Annotated in this window: 17 protein-coding genes; 3 read left to right on the forward strand and 14 right to left on the reverse strand. The window is 64.7% G+C overall.

Translation table 11 applies throughout. The features are described from left to right. The first annotated feature begins 6 nt into the window (after positions 1 to 6). Positions 7 to 858, forward strand: coding sequence for a crotonase/enoyl-CoA hydratase family protein (locus JN302_RS24795; RefSeq protein ID WP_210382565.1), 852 nt, complete (start codon positions 7 to 9; stop codon positions 856 to 858). Between the two features lie 54 nt (positions 859 to 912). Here JN302_RS24795 and JN302_RS24800 read toward each other — a convergent pair whose 3' ends face one another. From JN302_RS24800 to yajC, 6 genes are all read right to left on the reverse strand, one after another. Further along, positions 913 to 1,863 (reverse strand): sterol desaturase family protein, encoded by a 951-nt coding sequence (locus JN302_RS24800; protein ID WP_202306261.1) that lies wholly within the window; start codon positions 1,861 to 1,863, stop codon positions 913 to 915. A gap of 2 nt (positions 1,864 to 1,865) precedes the next feature. After that, positions 1,866 to 2,297 carry a hypothetical protein gene (locus JN302_RS24805; protein ID WP_202306262.1) on the reverse strand — a complete coding sequence of 144 codons (432 nt, stop codon included), beginning with the start codon at positions 2,295 to 2,297 and terminating at the stop codon, positions 1,866 to 1,868. 77 nt (positions 2,298 to 2,374) lie between these two features. Next, the gene (locus JN302_RS24810) at positions 2,375 to 3,217 is read right to left on the reverse strand and encodes a phytoene/squalene synthase family protein (protein WP_202329483.1); all 843 of its coding nucleotides are present in this window, start codon (positions 3,215 to 3,217) and stop codon (positions 2,375 to 2,377) included. Positions 3,218 to 3,228: 11 nt separating this feature from the next. Then, entirely contained in the window at positions 3,229 to 3,627 is a 399-nt protein-coding gene (locus JN302_RS24815) for an Mth938-like domain-containing protein (RefSeq protein ID WP_202329484.1), read from the reverse strand. Between the two features lie 7 nt (positions 3,628 to 3,634). Further along, positions 3,635 to 6,196: a protein translocase subunit SecDF gene (secDF, locus tag JN302_RS24820; RefSeq protein ID WP_202306265.1), complete on the reverse strand. Its 2,562-nt coding sequence runs from the start codon at positions 6,194 to 6,196 to the stop codon at positions 3,635 to 3,637. A 48-nt stretch (positions 6,197 to 6,244) separates the two neighbouring features. Beyond that, positions 6,245 to 6,583 carry a preprotein translocase subunit YajC gene (gene yajC / locus JN302_RS24825; RefSeq protein WP_202306266.1) on the reverse strand — a complete coding sequence of 113 codons (339 nt, stop codon included), beginning with the start codon at positions 6,581 to 6,583 and terminating at the stop codon, positions 6,245 to 6,247. A 276-nt stretch (positions 6,584 to 6,859) separates the two neighbouring features. Between yajC and JN302_RS24830 the strand changes: the two genes are divergently transcribed. Continuing rightward, a complete protein-coding gene (locus JN302_RS24830; RefSeq protein WP_202329485.1) occupies positions 6,860 to 7,738 on the forward strand; it encodes an ATP-binding protein in 879 nt (292 codons plus the stop codon). 186 nt (positions 7,739 to 7,924) lie between these two features. Here JN302_RS24830 and JN302_RS24835 read toward each other — a convergent pair whose 3' ends face one another. From JN302_RS24835 to JN302_RS24870, 8 genes are all read right to left on the reverse strand, one after another. After that, positions 7,925 to 9,445 carry a peptidoglycan DD-metalloendopeptidase family protein gene (locus tag JN302_RS24835; protein WP_202329486.1) on the reverse strand — a complete coding sequence of 507 codons (1,521 nt, stop codon included), beginning with the start codon at positions 9,443 to 9,445 and terminating at the stop codon, positions 7,925 to 7,927. A 380-nt stretch (positions 9,446 to 9,825) separates the two neighbouring features. Then, the gene (locus JN302_RS24840) at positions 9,826 to 10,956 is read right to left on the reverse strand and encodes a M20/M25/M40 family metallo-hydrolase (protein ID WP_202306269.1); all 1,131 of its coding nucleotides are present in this window, start codon (positions 10,954 to 10,956) and stop codon (positions 9,826 to 9,828) included. Between the two features lie 42 nt (positions 10,957 to 10,998). Then, complete coding sequence (locus JN302_RS24845; protein WP_202306270.1) at positions 10,999 to 12,162, reverse strand: M20 aminoacylase family protein; 1,164 nt, start codon at positions 12,160 to 12,162, stop codon at positions 10,999 to 11,001. Positions 12,163 to 12,198: 36 nt separating this feature from the next. Continuing rightward, positions 12,199 to 13,860 (reverse strand): ABC transporter ATP-binding protein, encoded by a 1,662-nt coding sequence (locus tag JN302_RS24850; protein WP_202306273.1) that lies wholly within the window; start codon positions 13,858 to 13,860, stop codon positions 12,199 to 12,201. Between the two features lie 4 nt (positions 13,861 to 13,864). Continuing rightward, complete coding sequence (locus JN302_RS24855) at positions 13,865 to 14,749, reverse strand: ABC transporter permease (protein WP_202329487.1); 885 nt, start codon at positions 14,747 to 14,749, stop codon at positions 13,865 to 13,867. Then, positions 14,749 to 15,690, reverse strand: a complete 942-nt coding sequence (locus JN302_RS24860; RefSeq protein ID WP_202306277.1) for an ABC transporter permease — start codon at positions 15,688 to 15,690, stop codon at positions 14,749 to 14,751. The genes JN302_RS24855 and JN302_RS24860 overlap by 1 nt, the downstream gene beginning before the upstream one ends. A gap of 146 nt (positions 15,691 to 15,836) precedes the next feature. Further along, entirely contained in the window at positions 15,837 to 17,462 is a 1,626-nt protein-coding gene (locus tag JN302_RS24865; RefSeq protein WP_202306280.1) for an ABC transporter substrate-binding protein, read from the reverse strand. 74 nt (positions 17,463 to 17,536) lie between these two features. Further along, a complete protein-coding gene (locus JN302_RS24870) occupies positions 17,537 to 19,066 on the reverse strand; it encodes a M81 family metallopeptidase (protein WP_202329488.1) in 1,530 nt (509 codons plus the stop codon). Between the two features lie 184 nt (positions 19,067 to 19,250). On the opposite strand from JN302_RS24870, the gene JN302_RS24875 reads away from it, so the two are divergent. Then, on the forward strand, positions 19,251 to 20,069 hold the full coding sequence (locus JN302_RS24875) for an IclR family transcriptional regulator (RefSeq protein WP_202329489.1): 819 nt from the start codon (positions 19,251 to 19,253) through the stop codon (positions 20,067 to 20,069). The last annotated feature ends 71 nt before the right edge of the window (positions 20,070 to 20,140 follow it).

Below are 20,140 nucleotides of genomic sequence, written 5' to 3' on the forward strand. Positions count from 1 at the left end.
GGGATGATGGCACCGGAACTCGAGAGCAGCTTCTTCAAGGTCGAATGCGACGGCGGCATCGCCCGCATCGTCATGAACCGCCCCGACAAGGCGAACGGCATGACGCCGGACTTCTGGGCCGACCTGCCGCGATTGCTCGACGCGCTCGGGCAGGACGAGGCGATCCGCTGCGCGATCCTCTCTGGCGAGGGCAAACATTTCACCGGCGGCATGGACCTCGCCGCCTTCTCCGACATCGCCAGGCTGTTCGAGAACGAGCCCGGCCGCGCCGCCTATGCGATGCGCGACCTTATCCTGAGGCTGCAGGACGCCTTCAACGCCATCGAACGCGCCCGCTTTCCCGTCATCGCCGCCGTCCACGGCGCCTGTATCGGCGCCGGCATCGACATGATCACGGCCTGCGACATCCGGCTCGCCAGCGCCGACGCCTATTTCTCGATCGAGGAAATCCATATCGGAATGGCGGCCGACGTCGGAACGCTGCAGCGATTGCCCAAGCTGATCGCGCCGTCGATCGCCGCCGAGCTCGCCTATACCGGCCGGCGCTTCACCGCGGCCGAGGCGAAGGCGTTCGGCCTGCTGAGCCAGCTTGCCGACGACCGCATGAGCCTCATGGAAGGCGCTCATGCTCTGGCCGCCTCGATCGCGAAGAAGTCGCCGCTGGCGATCGCCGGCATCAAGCGCAACCTCGCTTATGCCCGCGATCATTCCGTTGCCGACGGGCTCGACTATATCGCGACCTGGAACGGCGGCATGCTGAGGGCGAACGAGCTGATGACCGCGCTGCAGGCGAAGATGGCGAAATCCGAAGCCGTTTTCGCGGACTTCGTCCCGACGAGGAAGGACAGCGCCACCTGATCGGAGCCGTCTCCTGTCAAGAGCTCCGACCAAGCGACCGCCCCGCTCCGCCAGTCACTCGGCCGGCCCGAGGCTCGCTTCCGGCAGTCCGGGCTTGCCGGCTTCCGCCGGGTTGCGCCTGACATAGGCAGCCTTGAGGCTCTGCGAGGTCTCCCGCGAGCCGTCATGGCTCCAGCCGGGCGGCGCGAAGAGATAGCCGAAGCGCTGGCGAAAGCTCAGCCCGGGCGCGAACGCGTCGCGTAACATGCCGATCCACTCGTGAAAGGCGACCTTCAGCGGATTGAAGGTTCCGAGGTTCTTCACGATACCGTAGCGCGGCCGGTCCTCCGGCAGTTCCTCGACGAAGGTGCCGAACATGCGATCCCATATGATCAGCGTCCCGGCATAGTTGGCGTCGAGATAGCGCGGGTTGGTGGCGTGATGGACCCGATGATGCGACGGCGTGTTGAAGATGAACTCGAACCAGCCCCACATCCTGCCGATCGTCTCGGTGTGGATCCAGAACTGCCAGACGAGGTTGAAACCGAAGACGAAAGCGATGACCGCCGGATGGAAGCCGAGCAGCACGAGCGGCGCCTGCAGTACGAACATGCCGGTGAACAGGCCCGTCCAGCTCTGCCGCAGGGCGGTCGACAGATTGTAGTGCTGGCTGGAATGATGATTGACGTGCTCCGCCCAGACCCAGCGCACCCGGTGGGCAATGCGGTGGTACCAATAGTAGCGCAGGTCGTCGAACAGGAACGCCGCGACGAAGACCCAAAGCGAAAGACCGAGATCGAAGAAGCGGAACTGCCAGAGCCACAGCAGCGCCTGGTACGACACGACACCGAGCAGGATGCCGGCGGCGACGTTGCCGGTACCCATCATCAGGCTGGTGAAGGTGTCGCGCGTCTCGAAGGCTCCTTTCGCCCGACCGGTTCTGACCAGCCAGAGTTCGATCAGGATGGCGGCGACAAAGAACGGAATGGCGTATTGGGTCACGCTGGGAAAGTCGTAGCTTTCCATGCTCAGGCCTCCTGGCTTTCCCTTTGCCCTGCCGCATCGAGCGCGGCGGCGACCGCTCGCGCTTCGCTCTCCTGCGCGAAGGTGAAATGGCCGCCCGTCCAGGTGAAGTCGCGAAAGCGGATCGACACCGTGGCGGGAGGCCGCAACGTCACTGCCGCGACGTCCTTCGGCGCCGTCATGCGGGTGAAATAGCCGTCGCCGAAACTCTGGACGATGCCGGTGCGTCCGCCGGAAAGCGCCAGGAATGCCGACATGCGGTCGGTGGTGATCGCCACATGGCCTGGTAGCTCGTCGGGAAAATCCTGCTGAAACAGTTGGCGCGCATGATCGTCGCCGCCGATGGTCGCGACCCTGCTGCCGCCTGTCAGGTGAACGGCGACCACGACAAGCGCTATCCCGACCACCACGATGGCGATCAGCACCGGCAAGGTCATAAAGTGGTTTCCTCCCTGGCCGCTTCTACGGCATTTTCCGACGCTAGCACGATTGACGTTTACGTCAAAGGCGTGGATCAACGCCAGCCGCTGGATGCGGCGCGCAGCATGATCCAATGGCGCCGCAAGTCCGAGATACCCGCCGAAGTTTCCAGCGCCGCCGCCGGGTTGCGGGAAAGCTTCGAAAGATAGGCCGGAACCACAGCGAGCGGCAGGAAGGCCGGCCGCAGGCCGGGCGGCAGATCGGGCGCATTCTTCAGGAAAGCGGCGAGATGATCGCTTGCGAGCGCGATCGTCGCCTCGACGGCATGTCGCGCCGGACCATCCGGCGCTCCCGCCAGGAATTCTTCGGGCGACATGCCGGCTGAAGCGAGAATGTCGCGGGGCACATAGCACTGCCCCCTCGCCCGGTGAATCGGCAGGAGCCGCAGAAGGCCTGTGATGGCAAGCGCGCAGCCGGCGTGGCCGGCAAGCTTCGTATGCGCCGGGGCCGCGGCCGGATCGAGGATCAGCGCGGCGAGTTGGATGATTGCCGATGCCGTTTCCCCGCAATAGCCCTCGAGATCGACGCGGCTCGGCATCGGGTCGTCATAGAGGTCGAAAATGCGCGCCTCTAGATAGTTGTGGAAGGCGGACCGGGGCAGATTGTGAAGGCGGATGGTCTCGACGAGCGCCGCGGCGACCGGATGCCCCTCGCCAGCCCCTTCAGATGCCGCCAGCACATCCCGCCACCATTGCAGCCTTATCTCGCCCGGCAACGCCTCGCGGATCCGGTCGCGTATGGCGGCGATCTCGGCGTTGAAGGCATAGAGGGAAAACAGCGCATCGCGCTTGCCCTCCGGCGCGTAGAGGACGGAGAGGTAACGATCGCGGTCGGCCGCGCGCAGCGTCGCGGCGATCTGGCCGGCTGGTTCGCTCACCCGGCTGGCTCCTAGTCGACCGCGATCAGCGCCGCGGCGACCGCCCTGTCCTCGGCGAGCAGCACGTTGTAGGTGCGCACGGCGGCTCCCGTCGACATCGGATCCGCCGAGATCCGCACTTCCTTGAACGCGGACCGAAGGTCCTTGCCGAGCGGGCGCAGTTCCCTGCCCGTGCCGACGAGAAGGATTTCGATATCGGCAGCCTCGGCCAGAAGCCGCTCGAAATCCGATGCGGTGAGCGCCGCCGGATCGGCCGGCTCCCAGCCATGGATCCCGGACGGAAGGCACAGGATCGAGCCCCGGTGGGACATGTCGGCGAAACGGAAGCCGCCATTGCCGTAGGCATCGATCGGGGCGCGGCCGGGAAAATGTGCCTCGCGGATAAGGATTCCTCGGGAGCGCCCGGTCATGGCAAGGTCACGTCTTCGACGGCTGCGCCGTCGTCTCAATCCTGTTCTTGCCCTGCTCGTCCGTGCCGAAACTCCCCGGCCGGAGCTTGAACAGGATCAGGAGCGGTCCAGCCACGAAGACCGACGAGTAGGTGCCAACGAGGATGCCGAAGATCATGGCGAAGGTGAAGGAACGGATGACCTCTCCGCCGAACAGATAGAGCGCGATCAGCGCGAGAAGCGTGGTCAGACCGGTCAAGATCGTACGCGACAGCGTCTGGTTCATCGACAGGTCGAGCAAGTCCTCGATCGGCATCTTCTTGTATTTGCGCAAATTCTCGCGCACGCGGTCATAGACCACGACCGTGTCGTTGATCGAATAGCCGACGATGGTGAGGATCGCCGCGATGCTGGTGAGATTGAACTCCAGGCCGGACAGCACATAAAGCCCGATCATCATGATCACGTCGTGCACCGTGGCGATCACGGCACCGAGGCCGAACTGCCATTCGAAACGGAACCAGATGTAGATCAGCATGGCGACGAGCGAGGCGAGCACGCCCATCGTTCCTTTCCAAGCCAGTTCCGCGGAGACCGTCGGCCCCACCGATTCCACGCGACGGAACTCGTAGTCATCCTCAAGGGTGAGGCGCACCTTTGCCACGACGCTCTGTTCGGCATTGTCGCCTGCCTGCTGGCCCTCGACGCGGATGAGCAACTCCCGGTCCGAGCCGAACTCCTGGACCTGAACGTCGCCCAGGTTGAGCTCGGCCAAGGCAGCGCGCACGGCTGCCGTGTCGGCGCGTTCTCCCTTGGATTGGACCTCGATGCTGGTTCCGCCACGGAAATCGATGCCGTAGTTCATCTGCATGGTGAAGAACAGCACCACGCACGCGATGGACATCGCCGAGGACAGGGTGAAAGCGTAGCGCCGCCAGCCCATGAAGGGCAGCGTGGTGTTGTCGGGAATGAAGCGGACGAGTCCGTTCGGCAGTTCCTTGGGTTTGTAGTAGCGCAGCCAGAGCGCCACCAGCCATCGCGTCAGCGTGAAGGCCGTGAACACCGTCGTCACGATGCCGATGCCCAGCGTGACCGCGAAACCCTTCACCGGCCCGGAGCCGAGGAAGAACAGGATGACCGCCGCGATGAAGGTCGTGAAGTTGGCGTCGACGATGGTCGCCAGCGCGCGGGCAAAACCCGAATCGAGCGACTGGACGAGCGAGCGGCCCTGCGCGCGCTCCTCCCGAACGCGCTCGTAGATGATCACGTTTGAATCGACCGCCATGCCGACGGTAAGCACGATGCCGGCGATGCCGGGCATCGTCAGGGTCGCCCCGAGCGCGGAAAGGATGGCGATGATCAGGGTGACGTTCGCGGCGAGCGCCACATTGGCGATCAGCCCCAGCCTGCCATAGGCGGCCAGCATGAAGCCGACGACGAGGATGCCGGCGATGACGGAGGCGAACTGGCCGGCTTCGATGGAGTCGGCGCCGAGGCTCGGACCGACAGTCCGTTCCTCGACGATCGTAAGGTCGGCGGGCAGCGCGCCGGCACGCAGCAGCACGGCCAGGTCGTTCGCGCTTTCCGGGCTGAAGTTTCCGGAGATCTGGCCCGAGCCGCCGAGGATCGGCTCGTTGATGCGCGGCGCCGAAATCACATGGTTGTCGAGGATGATGGCAAACAGCCTGCCGACATTCTGCTGGGTCGCCTGGCCAAAGCGCGCCGCCCCTTTGGTATCGAAGCGGAACGTCACCACCGGTTCGTTCGTCCGCTGGTCGTAGCTGGGCTGCGCTTCCACCAGATTCTCGCCCGAGACGATGACCCGGTTCTCGATCAGGTAGGGTTCGGGCGGATCATCCTGCGAATACATCACGCTGGAGCCCGCCGGCGGCCGCCCCTCGATAGCCTCCTGGACCGACATCGACTGGTCGACCATCTGGAAGGTCAGCTTTGCGGTCTGGCCCAGGATCTCCTTGAGCCGTGTGGGGTCCTGCAGGCCGGGAACCTGAACGAGGATGCGGTCCGCTCCCTGCCGCTGGATGATCGGCTCGGTCGTTCCCAGTTCGTTGACGCGCCGTCCGAGAACCTCGATCGACTGGGTGACGGCGCTCGATACGCGATAGTCGATGCCCTCGTCGGTGAGCGTATAACGCAACAGGCCCGGCTCCGGCTCGTCGAGCGTCAGTTCGTTGATGGCGCTCGTGCCGAAGACACCCGCCGAGACCGGCTGCAGGAGCTGCGCCAGCGCCTCCTTGGCGGCGTCGAGCTCATTGGCCTCGCGGATGCGCACCTGCACGGTGCGACCGGTGCCCGAGAGCCCCGTATAGCCGATCCTGGCATCGCGCAGCAGCGTACGGATATCGTCGCGGGTGACGTTCAGCCGCTCGTTGACTAGGTCCTGGCGGTCGACGGCCAGAAGGATATGGGAGCCGCCCCGCAGGTCGAGGCCGAGCGTCATCGGACGCTTCGGCATCCAGTCCGGCATCGTGTCGAGGGTCGATTGGGGAAGTGCATTGGGCAAGGCGAAGATCACGCCGAGCAGCACGATCAGCCAAATCGAGATTGTCTTCCAGCGCGAAAAATAGAGCATCTTGCCTCGTCGGATCAGGCGGAGAGCAACCGGGCTCCGCCCGGGAAATTACTTCTTGGCGTTCTGGTTCGCGACCGGCTCGCCCTTCACGCGGACATCCGCGATGGTCGAGCGCAACGCCGTCACCTTCAGGCCGTTGCCGAGGTCGACTTCCAGTTCGTTGTCATCGATCACCTTGGTGACCTTGCCCACGAGACCGCCGCCCGTGACCACGGTGTCGCCGCGCCGGATCGCCGACAACATCTCGCCGCGCTTCTTCAACTGCTGACGCTGCGGCCTGATGATCAGAAAATACATGATCACGAAAATCAGGACAAACGGCAAAATACTGATGAACATATCGGGGGTGCCACCCACACCTTGCGCATAAGCCGGCGTCACGAACATGGAAAACTCCTGAGACGGAAAACGGGGCCGAACCCGGCCCCCTCAAAGGTGGCCGGAATATAGTCGGTCATACCTGCTTTGCAACCGCGCTCACCCTGATCCAGGGCGGTTTTCGGCCGGATTTCCACGTGATAGAGCGCCCCAGGTCCGTCTCCAGGCGCGAAGAGCGGCTCTGCCCCGTCGACCGGAGCGCTGTGCCTATCGAAAACGATTCCGATTTGCCGGCCGATGCGGTAGACGCTTGGCCGCCATTCATATGTCAGGAATCCGCTCCAGATGCCTCAGAAAAACAACGAGACCCTCGAACATAAGCTCGACCGGCTGATCGAGGCGGTGGCGAGGCTTGCGCCGCGACAGACGCCCGAACCGGATTTCGACGCAGCGGATTGTTTCGTGTGGGCGGCAGATCCCGGCGAACTCGAACCCGTCCGTCGCGTCAACCGCGTCGACATCGGACTGATCAAGGGCGTCGACCGCGTCCGCGACATACTGGTCGACAACACCGAACGCTTCGCCGCCGGCCTGCCGGCCAACAACGTGCTGCTGTGGGGCGCGCGCGGCATGGGCAAGTCGTCGCTGGTCAAGGCCGCTCACGCCCGCATCAATGCGGCACACGCCGACGGGAAGAGTCCGCTGAAGCTGATCGAGATCCACCGCGAGGACATCGACACGCTGCCGAAGCTGATGTCGCTCCTGAAGCAGGCGCCCTATCGCTTCGTCCTGTTCTGCGACGACCTGTCCTTCGATCATGACGACACGTCATACAAGTCGCTCAAGGCCGCGCTCGAGGGCGGCGTCGAGGGCCGGCCGGCCAATGTCATCTTCTACGCCACGTCGAACCGGCGCCATCTCTTGCCGCGCGACATGATCGAAAACGAACGCTCGACGGCGATCAACCCGTCCGAGGCGGTCGAGGAGAAGGTCTCGCTCTCCGATCGGTTCGGCCTGTGGCTCGGCTTCCACAAATGCTCGCAGGACGAATATCTGGAAATGGTCGTCGGCTATGTCCGCTATCACGAACTGGAGATCGATCCGGAGACGCTGCGGGCCGAGGCGCTGGAATGGGCCACGACGCGCGGAAGCCGGTCGGGCCGCGTCGCCTGGCAGTTCACGCAGGACCTCGCCGGCCGGCTGGGCCAGCCGCTGAAGGACTGAAGGTCCTTCGCTACCGTCCGTCACAGATAGCCGGTGATCTCCGGCGCCCTGCCGACGGAGTCAATCCGGCCGTCAGCGGCAATATCAGCGCAGCTTGACGGCCGAACCAAATGCGGAATTGATCCGAGGCTGAAGGGGCGTGCCGACCGCAATTCTCAGTTCCGAACGGGCTGCCGCCCCAGCGAGCTATTCGAGGAAAGTTTTCGGATCGACCGGAGCCGAGTTCTTGCGGACCTCGAAATGCAGCTTCGGGGAGTCGGCCGACCCGCTCATGCCCGACGTCGCGATTTCCTGCCCACGCTTGACCTTCTCGCCACGCGTGACCTTCAATTCGCTGGCATGTCCGTAGACGGTGACCAATCCGTCCTCGTGGCGGACAAGGACGGTGTTGCCGAATTCCTTTAGACCGTCGCCCGCATAGATGACGACGCCATTCTCCGCTGCCTTGACCGGCGTGCCCTCGGGCACCGCGATGTCGATGCCGTCATTGGCCTTGCCACCGCTGTTGCCGCCATAACCGGTGATGACGCGGCCACGCACCGGCCAGCGCATCCGGCCGATGCCTGTCGAGTCTGGTGCGGCCGAAGCTTCCTGCTCCGCGTCCTCTATGACCCTCTCGGCTTTCCTGGGCTCGGCTTTCCCGGGCTCGGCTTTCCTGGGCGGCGTGTAGGCAGCCACCTTTTCGCCGGTGCTGCCGGCGGGATCCGTGGTGCTGGTGACGACCGCATCGACCTTTGTCGGCTTGGCGCTCGTCGTCCGGGCGGCAGTGTCCGGAATGGTCAGCTTCTGGCCGACGCGTATCAGCCCATCCGTCATGCCGTTGGCGCTCTTGAGGGCCGCGGTGCTGACCCCGGTCTTTCTCGAGATCGCGGCCAGCGTATCGCCCTGCTTCACGGTGTAGCTGCCGGACGCATCGGTCGGCGCGGCGTTCGCGGAGGCGGCCCCGCTCTCCTTCAGTTTGGGTTCTTGCGGCAGCACCGCAACGTTGTCCGTCGGCCTGCGGGTCGGCACCTTGTCGGCGGGCAGGTCGCTCTTCATCCCGCGCGACGATTTCGCGTCGGCGACCTTGGGATTGCTATCGGGCGCCGAGACAGGCGACTTGCTGGAATAGACATAGGTTGGGATGACGACTTTCTGCCCCGCGCGCAGCGCGCTCGCACCGGAGAGGCCATTGACCCGCATCAGAACGTCGGCCGGCACGCCGAACCGGCGCGAGAGATTGTAGACGGTCTCGCCTTCCCTGGCCGTGATCTGCGTGCCGCCGGCTCTCGACCAGCCCGCCACCTCCTCCTCGGCCGCGACCTGCGGCTTCGCCGCCTCGATCGCGCTGCGATCCGGAGGTGTCACCGCCGCCGTCAGCGTCGGGGCCGGCTGGGTCGGCTTGGCGGCCCCTGCTCCGCTGGGCGGCGCGAGGTCGCCCCGGCTGACCGAACCGGCCGCGACGTCGACGGGGGTCGGCGCCGCCTGCGCAACCGAACCGGCCGGGTTGCCGTGGACCGCTGCGGACTGCGCATCGCCCGGATAAGGCTGGCTCTGCGGCTTTATGATCGAGCGCTGGTTGTCCGTCGAGGCAGTGAAGATGCCATCGACGCCATCGCTGAACCGCATCGCGCTCGAACTGCACCCCGTGGCGAGACCACCGACCACCAGGATCGCGGCGCCGCGCGCCAGGAAACGCCTATTGACCTTGAGAATACTGAATCGCATCGCCAGACCCACGCGTACCCGAATACCGAATTGAGCATGATTAAAGCGCGTTAATCTTACTGGTCGGTTAAGCAGTCATCCCGACCCGGTCCGGATGGAAGGGTTTCCGGTGCTTTTGAGGTCTTCCGGCCGCAGAAAAGCTCCGGAATCGCAAAAAACGTCGGTCGGGCATCAATCGCCCGGCACGACGCTGACATGACATCGTCTTGCTCCCCTCGCCGTCGCCCGCGATTCGCCGGCTCTTTCGCCGATCACGGACGATAAATCGAGTACCGTGGGATCGAGAACCGGGGGATCGACGACCGGCACGCGGTTCCCGCTACAGGTCGACGGTCCGCCCCGCCCGGGCCAGAGGCTTCGGCTCTTGTTCCCGTGGCACCTCAGGCCAACCGCGTCAGCAGCCCCGCCACGAGTTGCGCCCGCTCCACGAGGCTGTCGATCTCGATATGCTCGTTGAGCGTGTGCAGGCCGGCGCCCCGCACGCCGATCGAATCGAGTGTCGGGATCCCAAGCGCGCCGGTGAAGTTGCCGTCCGAACCGCCACCGGCACTGGCATGGGTGAGCTCGAAGCCGATCTCCCCGGCGATCCGCCGGGCGATCTCGTACACCTCCATCGTGCCCGCGTCGGGCTCCCACACCGGCCGGGTGACGCCGCGGGTGACTTCGATCGTCACGTCGTTTTCCTCACCCGAGAGGGCCAGCATGCGCCTGACGCCCTCGTCCAGGTCGGCCTGGCGCTTGGCCATGGAGAGCACTTCCGCGTCGCAGGAGGAGGAGACGCAATTGACCCATTGGCCGGCATGAACGACACCCACGGAGAAGGTGCAGTCCTCGCCGGTCATTTGCTCGATTTGCAGGATCTTGCGGGCCATGGCGGCTATCGCCGAACGGCCGTCCTTCAGAGCCCATCCAGCGTGGCTCGGCCGCCCGGTGGTCTTCACATTGAAGCGGGCAATGGCATAGCGGCCGGTGACGGCCCCACCGTCCGGGCGCGCGGGCTCCGGCACGAGGACGAACTTGTTCTTGCGCGCCTCCATCTCGATCAGCTCGCGTGTCGAGGGCGTACCGACCTCTTCGTCGGGCGTGAAAAGCACGGTGACGGGCAGCGGCGTCCCGGTGCCGGTCAACGCCAGCTGGCGCAGGGCCTCGACGCTCACATAGTTGCCGCCCTTCATGTCCTGGATGCCCGGGCCATAACAACGGCCACCTTCGATGCGCCAGGGATTCTTCGCGAGCGTGCCGACCGGGTGGACGGTGTCGAGATGACCGGAGATCAATATGCCGGGCTTACCGAAGTCCTTGTGGGGAAAGCGCGCCCGCACCGAGCCGCCGAACCCCATGCGGCCGGGTATGCGCTCGATCTCGGCACCGGCCGCTGCCAAGTCGTAAGCCGCAAGGTCCATCACGCGGTCGACGGCGGCGGCGTCGAAGGTCGGGCTTTCGCATTCGACCCAGGGCTTGAGCCCGGCAAGCATCGTATCGGTATCGAATGGCAGTTGCCTGAAATCCATGAAATCGGTTCCTGATCCTGAAAAGTGTTTACGCCACAGCAATTAGAGCGGCAGCCGCTTCTCGACGATGCGCGCCATGATGCTTGCGCCAACCGGGAGCATGTCGTCGTCGAGGAGAAAGCCGGGATTGTGCACTGGCACGGATCCCTTGTGGCCGAGCGTGCAATAGGCGCCGGGAACGAGTCTGAGCATGTCGGCGAAGTCCTCGCTTCCGGTCACGAGCCCTTCGGTGATGGTCGCGTTCTCCTCTCCCACGATCTCGCTCGCCGCCTCCCGATAGGCCAGCGCAAGCTCGGCGTCGTTGATCAGTACATCGAAGATGGGTCGCAGGTCGGGAACGATCTCCACCTCGTAGCTTGCCGCAGTGCCGGCGCACATCTTCAGGATGCGCTCGTGAATACGGTCCCTTACCTCGCTGGCGAAATAGCGGATCGTGCCGGAGATCACCGCCTTGTCGGGCACCACGTTGTAGGCGGAGCCCGAATGGATCTGCGTCACCGAAAGCACGGCCGGCTGCGTCGGCTCGACATTGCGGCTGACGATCGACTGCAGGCTCTGCACCAGCGCCGTGGCAATGATGATCGGGTCCTTCGAATGATGCGGCATGGCGCCATGGCTGCCCACGCCGTTGATGGTGATGTCGAAGAAGGTCGCGCCCGCCATGGCCGGACCAGGCTTGACGCCGAACCTGTTCGGGTCGGCAAGCGGGTCGTTATGCATGCCGTAGACTTCGTCACAGGGGAATTTCTCGAACAGCCCGTCAGCCAGCATCGCTCGCGCGCCGCCCAGCCCTTCCTCCGCCGGCTGGAAGATCATCACGGCGCGGCCGGCGAAATCGCGCGTCTCGGCCAGATAGCGCGCCGCGCCCAACAGCATCGTGGTGTGGCCGTCATGACCGCAGCCATGGAACGCGCCCGGGTTCTTCGAGGCGTAAGGCAGGTTCGTCAGCTCCGGCATGGGGAGCGCATCCATGTCGGCGCGCAGGCCGACGGTGCGGCCGCCTTCCTTCCTGCCCTTGATGATACCGACGACGCCGGTCTTGGCGAGGCCGGTATGCACTTCGTCCACTCCCCACTTTCTCAGGAGTTCGGCAACGATGCCCGACGTGCGGACCTCCTCGAAACCGATTTCGGGATGCTGATGGAAGTCGCGGCGGATTTCCGTGAGTTCGCCGGCATAGTCAGCGATTCTCGGCAGTACGGGCATGTAGGCTTCCTCCAGAATAGATGTTCCAGCCGCGTGTCAGGCGGTCTGCAATTCGCGGAAATTGGCAAAATCCCAGGCGCGGCCCGGCGCGGCTTCGATCAGCGAGCGCGTATAGGCATGCCGGGGGTTGGACAGAACGTTTGCCGCGCTATCGTGCTCGACGACACGACCGCGCTGCATCACCAGCACCTCATCGCAAATCTGCGCCGCCACGCGCAGGTCGTGCGTAACGAACAGGATGGCGATGCCGAGCTTCTTCTGCAATTCGTCGAGCAGATCCAGGACCTGAGCCTGCACGGAAACGTCCAGCGCTGAAACCGCCTCGTCCGCCACCAATATGTCGGGCTCCATGGCCAGGGCCCGGGCGATCGCCACTCGCTGTCGCTGTCCGCCCGAGAACTGATGCGGATAGCGGCCCACGGCATCGTCCGGCAGGCCGACCAGCTTGAGAAGCTCGACCGCTCGGGCCAGCGCGGCCTTCCTGTCCGTGCCGGTATTGAGCGGTCCCTCGATCAGGCTTCGGCCGATCGTCCAGCGCGGGTTGAGAGAGCGGAACGGATCCTGGAAGACGATCTGAATGTGCTTCCGATAGGGGCGAAGCCGACGCCTCGAAAGCGTCGCGATCTCCCTGCCCGCGACATGGATTTCGCCCTCGGTCGGATCGATCAGCCGCATGATGCAGCGCGCTACGGTCGACTTGCCCGACCCGCTCTCGCCGACGATGCCGAGCGTGCGCCCGCGCGGAATGGAGAAACTCACGCCGCTCGCCGCTCGGGTCGGCTCCCCTCGGCCGAAGACGCCGTGAGAGCCGTAGACCTTCTGCAGTCGGTCCACCGCAAGCACGCCGCTACCGCCGGCCGCGGGCCGGGGCGGGCGAGGCACGAGGCTCGGAACCGCCCGCAACAGCTGCTTCGTATAGTCCTGGCGGGGCTTCCGGAGCAACTCTTCCACCGGCGCATGCTCGACAATCCTGCCAAGCCTCATCACGCAAACCGTGTCGGCGATCTCCGCCACCACGCCCATATCGTGGGTGATGAAAAGCACGGCCGTTCCGTGCTTCTCCTGCAGTTCGGCGATCAGGTTCAGGATCTGCTTTTGCGTGGTGACGTCGAGCGCCGTGGTCGGTTCGTCGGCAATCAGCAGGCGCGGCTCCAGGATCAGCGCCATGGCGATCATGATCCGCTGGCGCTGCCCTCCCGAAAGCTGATGCGGATAAGAACGGTAAATGCGTTCGACATCCGGCAGATGCACCTGATTCATGATGTCGAGCACTCGCGCCTTCTTCTCCCTCGCGGGCAATCTGGTATGCGTGTTCAGCACCTCCTCGATCTGGTCGCCGACCCGCATCACCGGATTGAGCGCCGTCATCGGCTCCTGAAAAATCATGGCGATCTTGCGCGCGCGCATGTCGCGCATGGCCTGCGGGCCCAGTTCCAGGAGGTTCTTGCCTTCGAGGTCGATGCGACCGCCGAGGGCCGCGAGCGCGGCCTTGGGCAGGAGCCCCATGACGGAGAGCGACGTCACGGATTTGCCGGAGCCGCTTTCACCGACCAGGCACACTGTCTCGCCTTGTCGGATCCTGAGCGAAATCTGATCCAGAACGGGCGCGGCGTCTTCGGCTCCGACCAGTCCGACGCTCAGGTCGGTGATCTCCAGCACGATCGGCGCATCGTCGAATTGGCGATTCTTGAACTTCACGGGGTCAGCCCTCACGCTTCTTCAGACGCGGATCGAGAAGATCGCGCGCGGTATCGCCAAGCAGGTTGATGGACAATATGCAGAGCGACAGCATCAGGCCGGGCCAGAAGATCAGCGACGGCTTGAGCTGGAAATAGGTCCTGCCCTCGGCCATGATGTTTCCCCAGGTGGGAATCTCGGTGGAAACGCCCGCGCCGAGGAAAGACAGGATCGCTTCGGTCAGGATCGCCGAGGCGCAGATATAGGTGCCTTGCACGATGAGTGGCGCCAGCGTGTTGGGCATCAGGTGCTGCCAAAGGATCTTCGGCATGGAGGAACCGAGCGAGATGGCCGCCTCGACGTAAGGCTCCTCGCGCACCGACAGCACCACCGAACGGACGAGCCGCACGACACGCGGGATCTCCGGAATGGCGATCGCGGCCATGACCGACCAGATGCTCGGGCCGTTGAGGGCAACGAGCGCCACGGCGAGCAGGATGGACGGGATCGCCATAAGACTGTCCATGACGCGCATGACGATCGCGTCCGCCAGGCGGAAGAAGCCGGAAACGAGCCCTATCAGAAGCCCGACAAGGACGTTCACGACCGCCGTTCCGATGCCGATGAACAACGAGATGCGGCCGCCCGTCAGCACGCGCGAAAGGACATCCCGTCCAAAGGCGTCCGTTCCCAGCGGATAGATATCGTTCGGCCCCTTCAGGCGCTGCACCGCGTCCATGGCCATGGGATCGTGGGGCACGATGAACGGGGCGAGCAGCGTCACCAGGACTATCGCGGCGAGTACCGCGGCGGCGATGACGGGGCCTGCGCCGACACGCCAGCGCCGCGGCAGGGCGATCGCGCCGAACAGCCACTGCAGCCGCGCCGCCGGTTGCTGAGAAGCGACCATCAGTAGCGGATCCTTGGATCGATGAAGGTGTAGGACAGGTCGATGACGAGGTTGACGAGCACGTAGAGCGCACTCGTCAGCAGGATCATGCCCTGGATGACGGGGTAGTCGCGCGCCAGTATGGCGTCGACCGTGAGCCGCCCGATCCCGGGGATGTTGAACACGCTCTCGGTGACGACCACGCCGCCGATGAGCAATGCAAAGCCGGTCCCGATGATGGTCATGATCGGCACGGCGGCGTTGCGCAGTGCGTGACGGAACAGCACGGCCCTCTCCTTAACGCCCTTCGCGCGAGCCGTGCGGATGTAATCCTCGCCGAGAACATCCAGCATGGAAGCCCGCGTCATGCGGGCGATCAGGGCGACATAGATGGTGGCGAGCGTCAGGGAGGGCAGGATGGCGCGCGCAAGGAACTTGCCGAAGCCCGCCGAGGGCGGCGAATAGCCCTGCACGGGCAGCCAGCGCAGTTCGACGGCGAAGGCATGTATGAACAGATAGCCAATGACGAATACTGGAATGGAGAAGCCGAGCACGGAAAAGGTCATCACCGCGTAGTCGGCCCAGGTGCGATGCCGCCAGGCGGCGAGCACCCCCATCGGTACTGCGATCGCAACGGAAAGCAAGATGGTCAGCACGGCGATGTTGAAGGTCGGCCACATGCGTTGGCCGATCATCTGCGTGACCGGCATGTTGGAGATCAACGAGGTGCCGAGGTCGCCGCGAAGCAGCAATCCGGCCCAGGTGACGAACTGCACGTGGAGCGGTTCGGAGAGGCCGAGCGAGGTGCGTATCCGCTCGAGCTGCGCCGGCGTGGCCATGTCGCCGGCGATGATCGCGGCGGGGTCGCCGGGCGTGAGCCGCAGCAGCAGGAACACGAAGATGGCGACGATGATCATGACCGGGATGACGGCCAGGATGCGCCGAACGATGTAGCCTAGCATGAATGTCGCGCCTGGTTGTCGATGAGGGCGGCCGCCCCGCCAGCGCCCGCTTCTCCACGCATGGCGAGGAGAAGAACGGCCAGGGGCGGCGCCGGATCGGCTTTGCGGACGGGAGACGGGTCAACCGAACTCCCGACGGGCCGCGGTCAGTCGGCCTTCTGAATGTTCCAGAAGACAGGGACCGGAGACGGGATCATGTCCGTGACCTTGTTGCTGCGCGCCTGGGGCGACAGATACTGGCCAAGCGGCACATAGACGACGTTCTCCAAAGTATATTTCTGAATCTTCACCGCGACTTCCTTCTGCTTCTCGGAAGAGTCGGCGGCGATGAACTCGGCGCGCAGCGCTTCGAGCTGGTCGTCTTCTGGCCATCCGAACCAGGCCTTGTCGCCGCGGCCGTTCAGCATGGGGCTGATCAGCGGCGAGTTGACCTCGGGCACCATCCAGTTGGTGAAGAACATGTTCCAGCCGCCTTCGGACGGCTTGGCCTGGCTGGCACGGCGCGTGACGAGCGTCTGCCAGTCCATTGCCTGCATGTCGACGTTGAAGCCGGCATTGCGCAAGGCCTGCGCCGCCACGACCGGCTGGGAGGACAAGGTCACCACGTCGGTCGGCTGCATCAGGACGACGGGCGTCCCATCATAGCCGGCCTCCTGGAGCAGCTTCCTGGCACCCTCGATGTTGCCGCCCGACGTCAGCATCTCGGAGCCGGCCTCATCGGCAAGCGGCGTTCCGCAGCCGAAGATCGCGCCGCAGGCCTTGTAGTATTCGGGGTTGCCGATGAGCGTGCCCAGGACGTCGGCCTGGCTCAGCGCCATCTGGGCAGCCTGGCGGATCTTGACGTTGTCGAAAGGTGGGTGCTTGAAATTCATACGGCCCATGGTCTGGTAGCCGAACGGCTCGCGCACCTCGACTGTCACGTCTTCGCTGGACTGAAGAATGGGCAGAAGGTCGATCTGCACCATCTCGATGTAGTCTATCTCGCCGGACATGATGGCGTTGATGGCGGTCTGGGCGTCGGGCATCGTCACCCATTTCACCGTGTCGACATTGACCTTCTTGCCGCCCGCCATCCAGTTCGGCGCCTCGCTGCGCGGCACATAATCCTCGAACTTCCTGTAGGTGACGGAAACGCCCGGCTGATATTCTTCCTGCACGAAGACGAAGGGACCGGAGCCGGTGTAATCGGTGATCGCCTCGTCGGCCGAACCGCTCGCCACACGTTCGGGCATGATGAAGGGCGGAACGGCCGACTGCTTGCCAACAATGTCGAGCAGTGCGGGGAACGGGCTCTTCAGCGTCCAGACGATCGTCTTGTCGTCCCTGGCTTCGAGGCTGTCGGTGACATCGAAGATCAACTGGCCGCCCGAATCCCTCTTGCCCCAGCGCTTCAGCGAAGCGACGGCATCGGCCGCGCGGACCGGAGCGCCGTCATGGAACTTCAGGCCGTCGCGCAGGGTGAAGGTGTAGGTGAGGCCATCGTCTGTCGTCGTCCAGTCGGCCATCTGCGGCTGCGGCCTGAAAACCTCGTCCACCGCAACCAGCACGTCGTAGATCATGTAGCCGTGGTTTCGCGTGATGTGCGCGGTCGTGATGATCGGATCAAGCACACGCAGACCCGAATGCATGACGGCTGTGATGGTCTTGCCTTCGGCCTGGGCCTGGCTCGCGACGCCGAGGCCGGCCGAGAGCGCGGCGCCGGCCAGCAGCCCCAAGGCTGCGCCGCGCACATGGCGGTTAAAGCTGTGAAGTCTCTCCTGAATACGCAACATGATGTTCCCCTTTTTCGTTGACAGTGAATTCGCGCGCGTTGACATGACGCCCCGATAGCGTTTCTCCCTTTCCGTCATGCCTCCATCGTTCGAGGATGGACGGATCGTCGATAGGCAGGTCCGTTCGGCGACAGGCGCATGCCCTCGGCAAGCCTGGTCCAGGCGAGGTCGGCGGGATCCAGCGGCATGGGACCCGGCGCCGTGCAGACGAGAACGGTCTCGGCGATCGGCTCGAAGTCGGCGCGGAAATGGACCGAGCTCTTGTTGACCAATATGGCTTTCTCGGTCGGCTCGATGCCGACGAACCGGTACATTGCCAGATCCGCCATCTGCGCCTTGTGCGTGGCGACCACCACTTTCACGCCGTCTATGGCCAGGCACGCGGACAGGCCGACATTCATATGCGTTCCGCCGTAGTACGGACCGGTGGCGTGCAGGTCTCCGCTCACGACCTTCTCGACGCGGAACGTGCCCTCGAGCGGCGCATCCCCGGCGACGCCCGACCGTCCGCCGAGAGCTATGGCGATTTCCGCCCCTTCACCGGCCGCATGCGCGGCACGCGCCGCCTGGTGATCGACGATCATGCCGATGGCCGCGTTCCCGGCTCCGTTGCGCAGCAGCGCACGCAGCATGCCGGTCGTGTCGGAATCGCCGCCGGCACCGGGGTTGTCCTGCGTGTCGGCGATCACCACGGGCCTGCGCGCCGCGCCAGCAATGCGGATCGCCTCGCGAACCCCCTCGTCCGGTTCATAGGCACGGCCGGCAAAGGCGCCTTCACTCGCCAGTACGCGCGCGTAAAGATGATCGGCCGCACGGTCGGCGGCTTGCTGCGTCTCGCCATAGACGACGATGCTCTGGCCGCACTCTGCGATGTCGGCCGCGGGAAAACCCATCCAGTAGGAGACGCTCGCGATCTCGCCGCCTTCGAGCCCGGCCGTCTCGGCGTAAAGGCTCCTTGCCGGCTCGAGGCCGGTGCATTGCCAGGGAATCGGGATCAGATAAGGCAAACGGCGGAACGCCTTGGCGAACGGTTTTCCGCGCTTCATCAGCATGGCCAAGCCTTCCGCGGCGCGCCTGCCGGTTTCGGCCATATCCACATGCGGATAGGTTCGGAAGGCCACCAGAAGATCCGCTTTCTCGACCATCAGTCCGGTTGTATTGCCGTGCAGATCGAGGCTGGCGGCGATCGGAACGTCGGCCCCCACGACCCGGCGTATCCGGGCGATCAACTCGCCCTCGCCGTCGTCGAGATGCTCCGCCACCATGGCCCCGTGGAGATCGAGGAACACGCCGTCGAGCCGACCCGCCGCGGCGATGCCGGCCACGATCTCGCCGGCAATGGATTCGTATGCGTCACGGGTCACATGGGCGGACGGTATTGCTCCTGTCCACAATACCGGAACGATTTCCCAGCCCTCCCGCCCGGCATGGGCGAGGGCCCCGGAAATACCGAGATTGACGCCTCTGCAACGCGGGAGGATTTCGTGTCCCCGCGACAGGGGAAGATAGCCGCCACCCTGCTCGAAATGTGCAAAGGTGGCTTTGGAGGGCGCGAACGTATTCGTCTCGTGCAGAAAACCGGCCAACGCCACCCGTTTGCTCATGCTGCCCCTCGTCTGCAACAAACACCGGCATCGCCGTCGAGCCAATTTCCGCATCACGCATTTTTCGGGTCGACGCCCGGCAGATGCGTGATAGGATGGTTGTATCGCTAGGCGATATACTTGTATCGCTGTTACGATAGGTTTGCCATCGGGGTGGAGTCAAACGCTTTTTGGGGAGGTGGGCTTGCGGAACAGTCAAAAGGGGGAATACGGGGTCAGGCCGGTCATCGACATCGATGAAGACGACCCGCTGTTCGTGCAGGCGATCGGACGCGCCATGCAGGTGCTTTCGGCCTTCCACGAGGCGGGAAGACCACTGACGCTGAACGAGATCGCCGCGATCGCAGGCGTAGGCAAGAGTGCCGCGCAACGCGTCGTCCACACGTTGAGGCAATTGGGCTTCATCGAGCGCGACGCGGACGACAGGGGCTATCTGCCCGGCATCCGGATCCTCGACTTCACGCGCGACTACCTGCGGCTCAATCCGCTGGTCTCGCGCGCTTCGCCGGTGCTGCTGGAATTGCGCCGCAGTGTACGCGAACGTGTCGACCTCAGCCTGGTCGACGGCTTGCGCCTCGTCTACGCGACGCGGCTCCAGAGCAAACGCGAGACATTCTTTGCAACCCTGGTGGGCCAGAGCGTGCCGATCTACTGCACATCAGGCGGTCGCGCCGTGATGGCGCATCTGAGCGACGCCGAGGTGGACGACGTGATCGCGCGCTCGGATCGGCGCGAGATCACGCCCAAGACGATCACCGACCCGGAGCGGATATGGGCCAAGGTTCACGAGGCGCGCGAGAACGGCTTCGCCCTGGCGGTGGAGGAAATCCTCCTCGGCGAGGTCGCCATCGCCACGGCCGTGCTGGCGCCGGACGGCAGGCCGCTTGGCGCCATACATGTGGCCGCATCGCTCAGCGAATGGGACGCCGAGACGTTCTGCCGCCGCTTCGCACCGCTGGCTGTCGAGGCCGCCGGCGCGATCAACAGGCTGGGGACGCGCTGAGGCGCGCCTGGCTTCATCGAGATCGCCGCGGAGGCTTCCCCACGCCAGCAAGGCCCCCTACCGATGGCGGT

Source organism: Mesorhizobium sp. L-8-3 (genome assembly GCF_016756615.1).
Taxonomy (GTDB): Bacteria; Pseudomonadota; Alphaproteobacteria; order Rhizobiales; family Rhizobiaceae.

Excerpts from the sequence above, each read along its gene's own strand:
- JN302_RS24870 (WP_202329488.1), bottom strand. The coding sequence starts at position 19,066 with ATGAGCAAACGGGTGGCGTTGGCCGGTTTTCTGCACGAGACGAATACG.
- JN302_RS24830 (WP_202329485.1), top strand. The coding sequence starts at position 6,860 with ATGCCTCAGAAAAACAACGAGACCCTCGAACATAAGCTCGACCGGCTG.
- yajC (WP_202306266.1), bottom strand. The coding sequence starts at position 6,583 with ATGTTCGTGACGCCGGCTTATGCGCAAGGTGTGGGTGGCACCCCCGAT.
- JN302_RS24805 (WP_202306262.1), bottom strand. The coding sequence starts at position 2,297 with ATGACCTTGCCGGTGCTGATCGCCATCGTGGTGGTCGGGATAGCGCTT.
- secDF (WP_202306265.1), bottom strand. The coding sequence starts at position 6,196 with ATGCTCTATTTTTCGCGCTGGAAGACAATCTCGATTTGGCTGATCGTG.
- JN302_RS24800 (WP_202306261.1), bottom strand. The coding sequence starts at position 1,863 with ATGGAAAGCTACGACTTTCCCAGCGTGACCCAATACGCCATTCCGTTC.
- JN302_RS24840 (WP_202306269.1), bottom strand. The coding sequence starts at position 10,956 with ATGGATTTCAGGCAACTGCCATTCGATACCGATACGATGCTTGCCGGG.
- JN302_RS24795 (WP_210382565.1), top strand. The coding sequence starts at position 7 with ATGGCACCGGAACTCGAGAGCAGCTTCTTCAAGGTCGAATGCGACGGC.
- JN302_RS24865 (WP_202306280.1), bottom strand. The coding sequence starts at position 17,462 with ATGTTGCGTATTCAGGAGAGACTTCACAGCTTTAACCGCCATGTGCGC.
- JN302_RS24855 (WP_202329487.1), bottom strand. The coding sequence starts at position 14,749 with ATGGTCGCTTCTCAGCAACCGGCGGCGCGGCTGCAGTGGCTGTTCGGC.
- JN302_RS24815 (WP_202329484.1), bottom strand. The coding sequence starts at position 3,627 with ATGACCGGGCGCTCCCGAGGAATCCTTATCCGCGAGGCACATTTTCCC.
- JN302_RS24835 (WP_202329486.1), bottom strand. The coding sequence starts at position 9,445 with ATGCGATTCAGTATTCTCAAGGTCAATAGGCGTTTCCTGGCGCGCGGC.
- JN302_RS24860 (WP_202306277.1), bottom strand. The coding sequence starts at position 15,690 with ATGCTAGGCTACATCGTTCGGCGCATCCTGGCCGTCATCCCGGTCATG.
- JN302_RS24845 (WP_202306270.1), bottom strand. The coding sequence starts at position 12,162 with ATGCCCGTACTGCCGAGAATCGCTGACTATGCCGGCGAACTCACGGAA.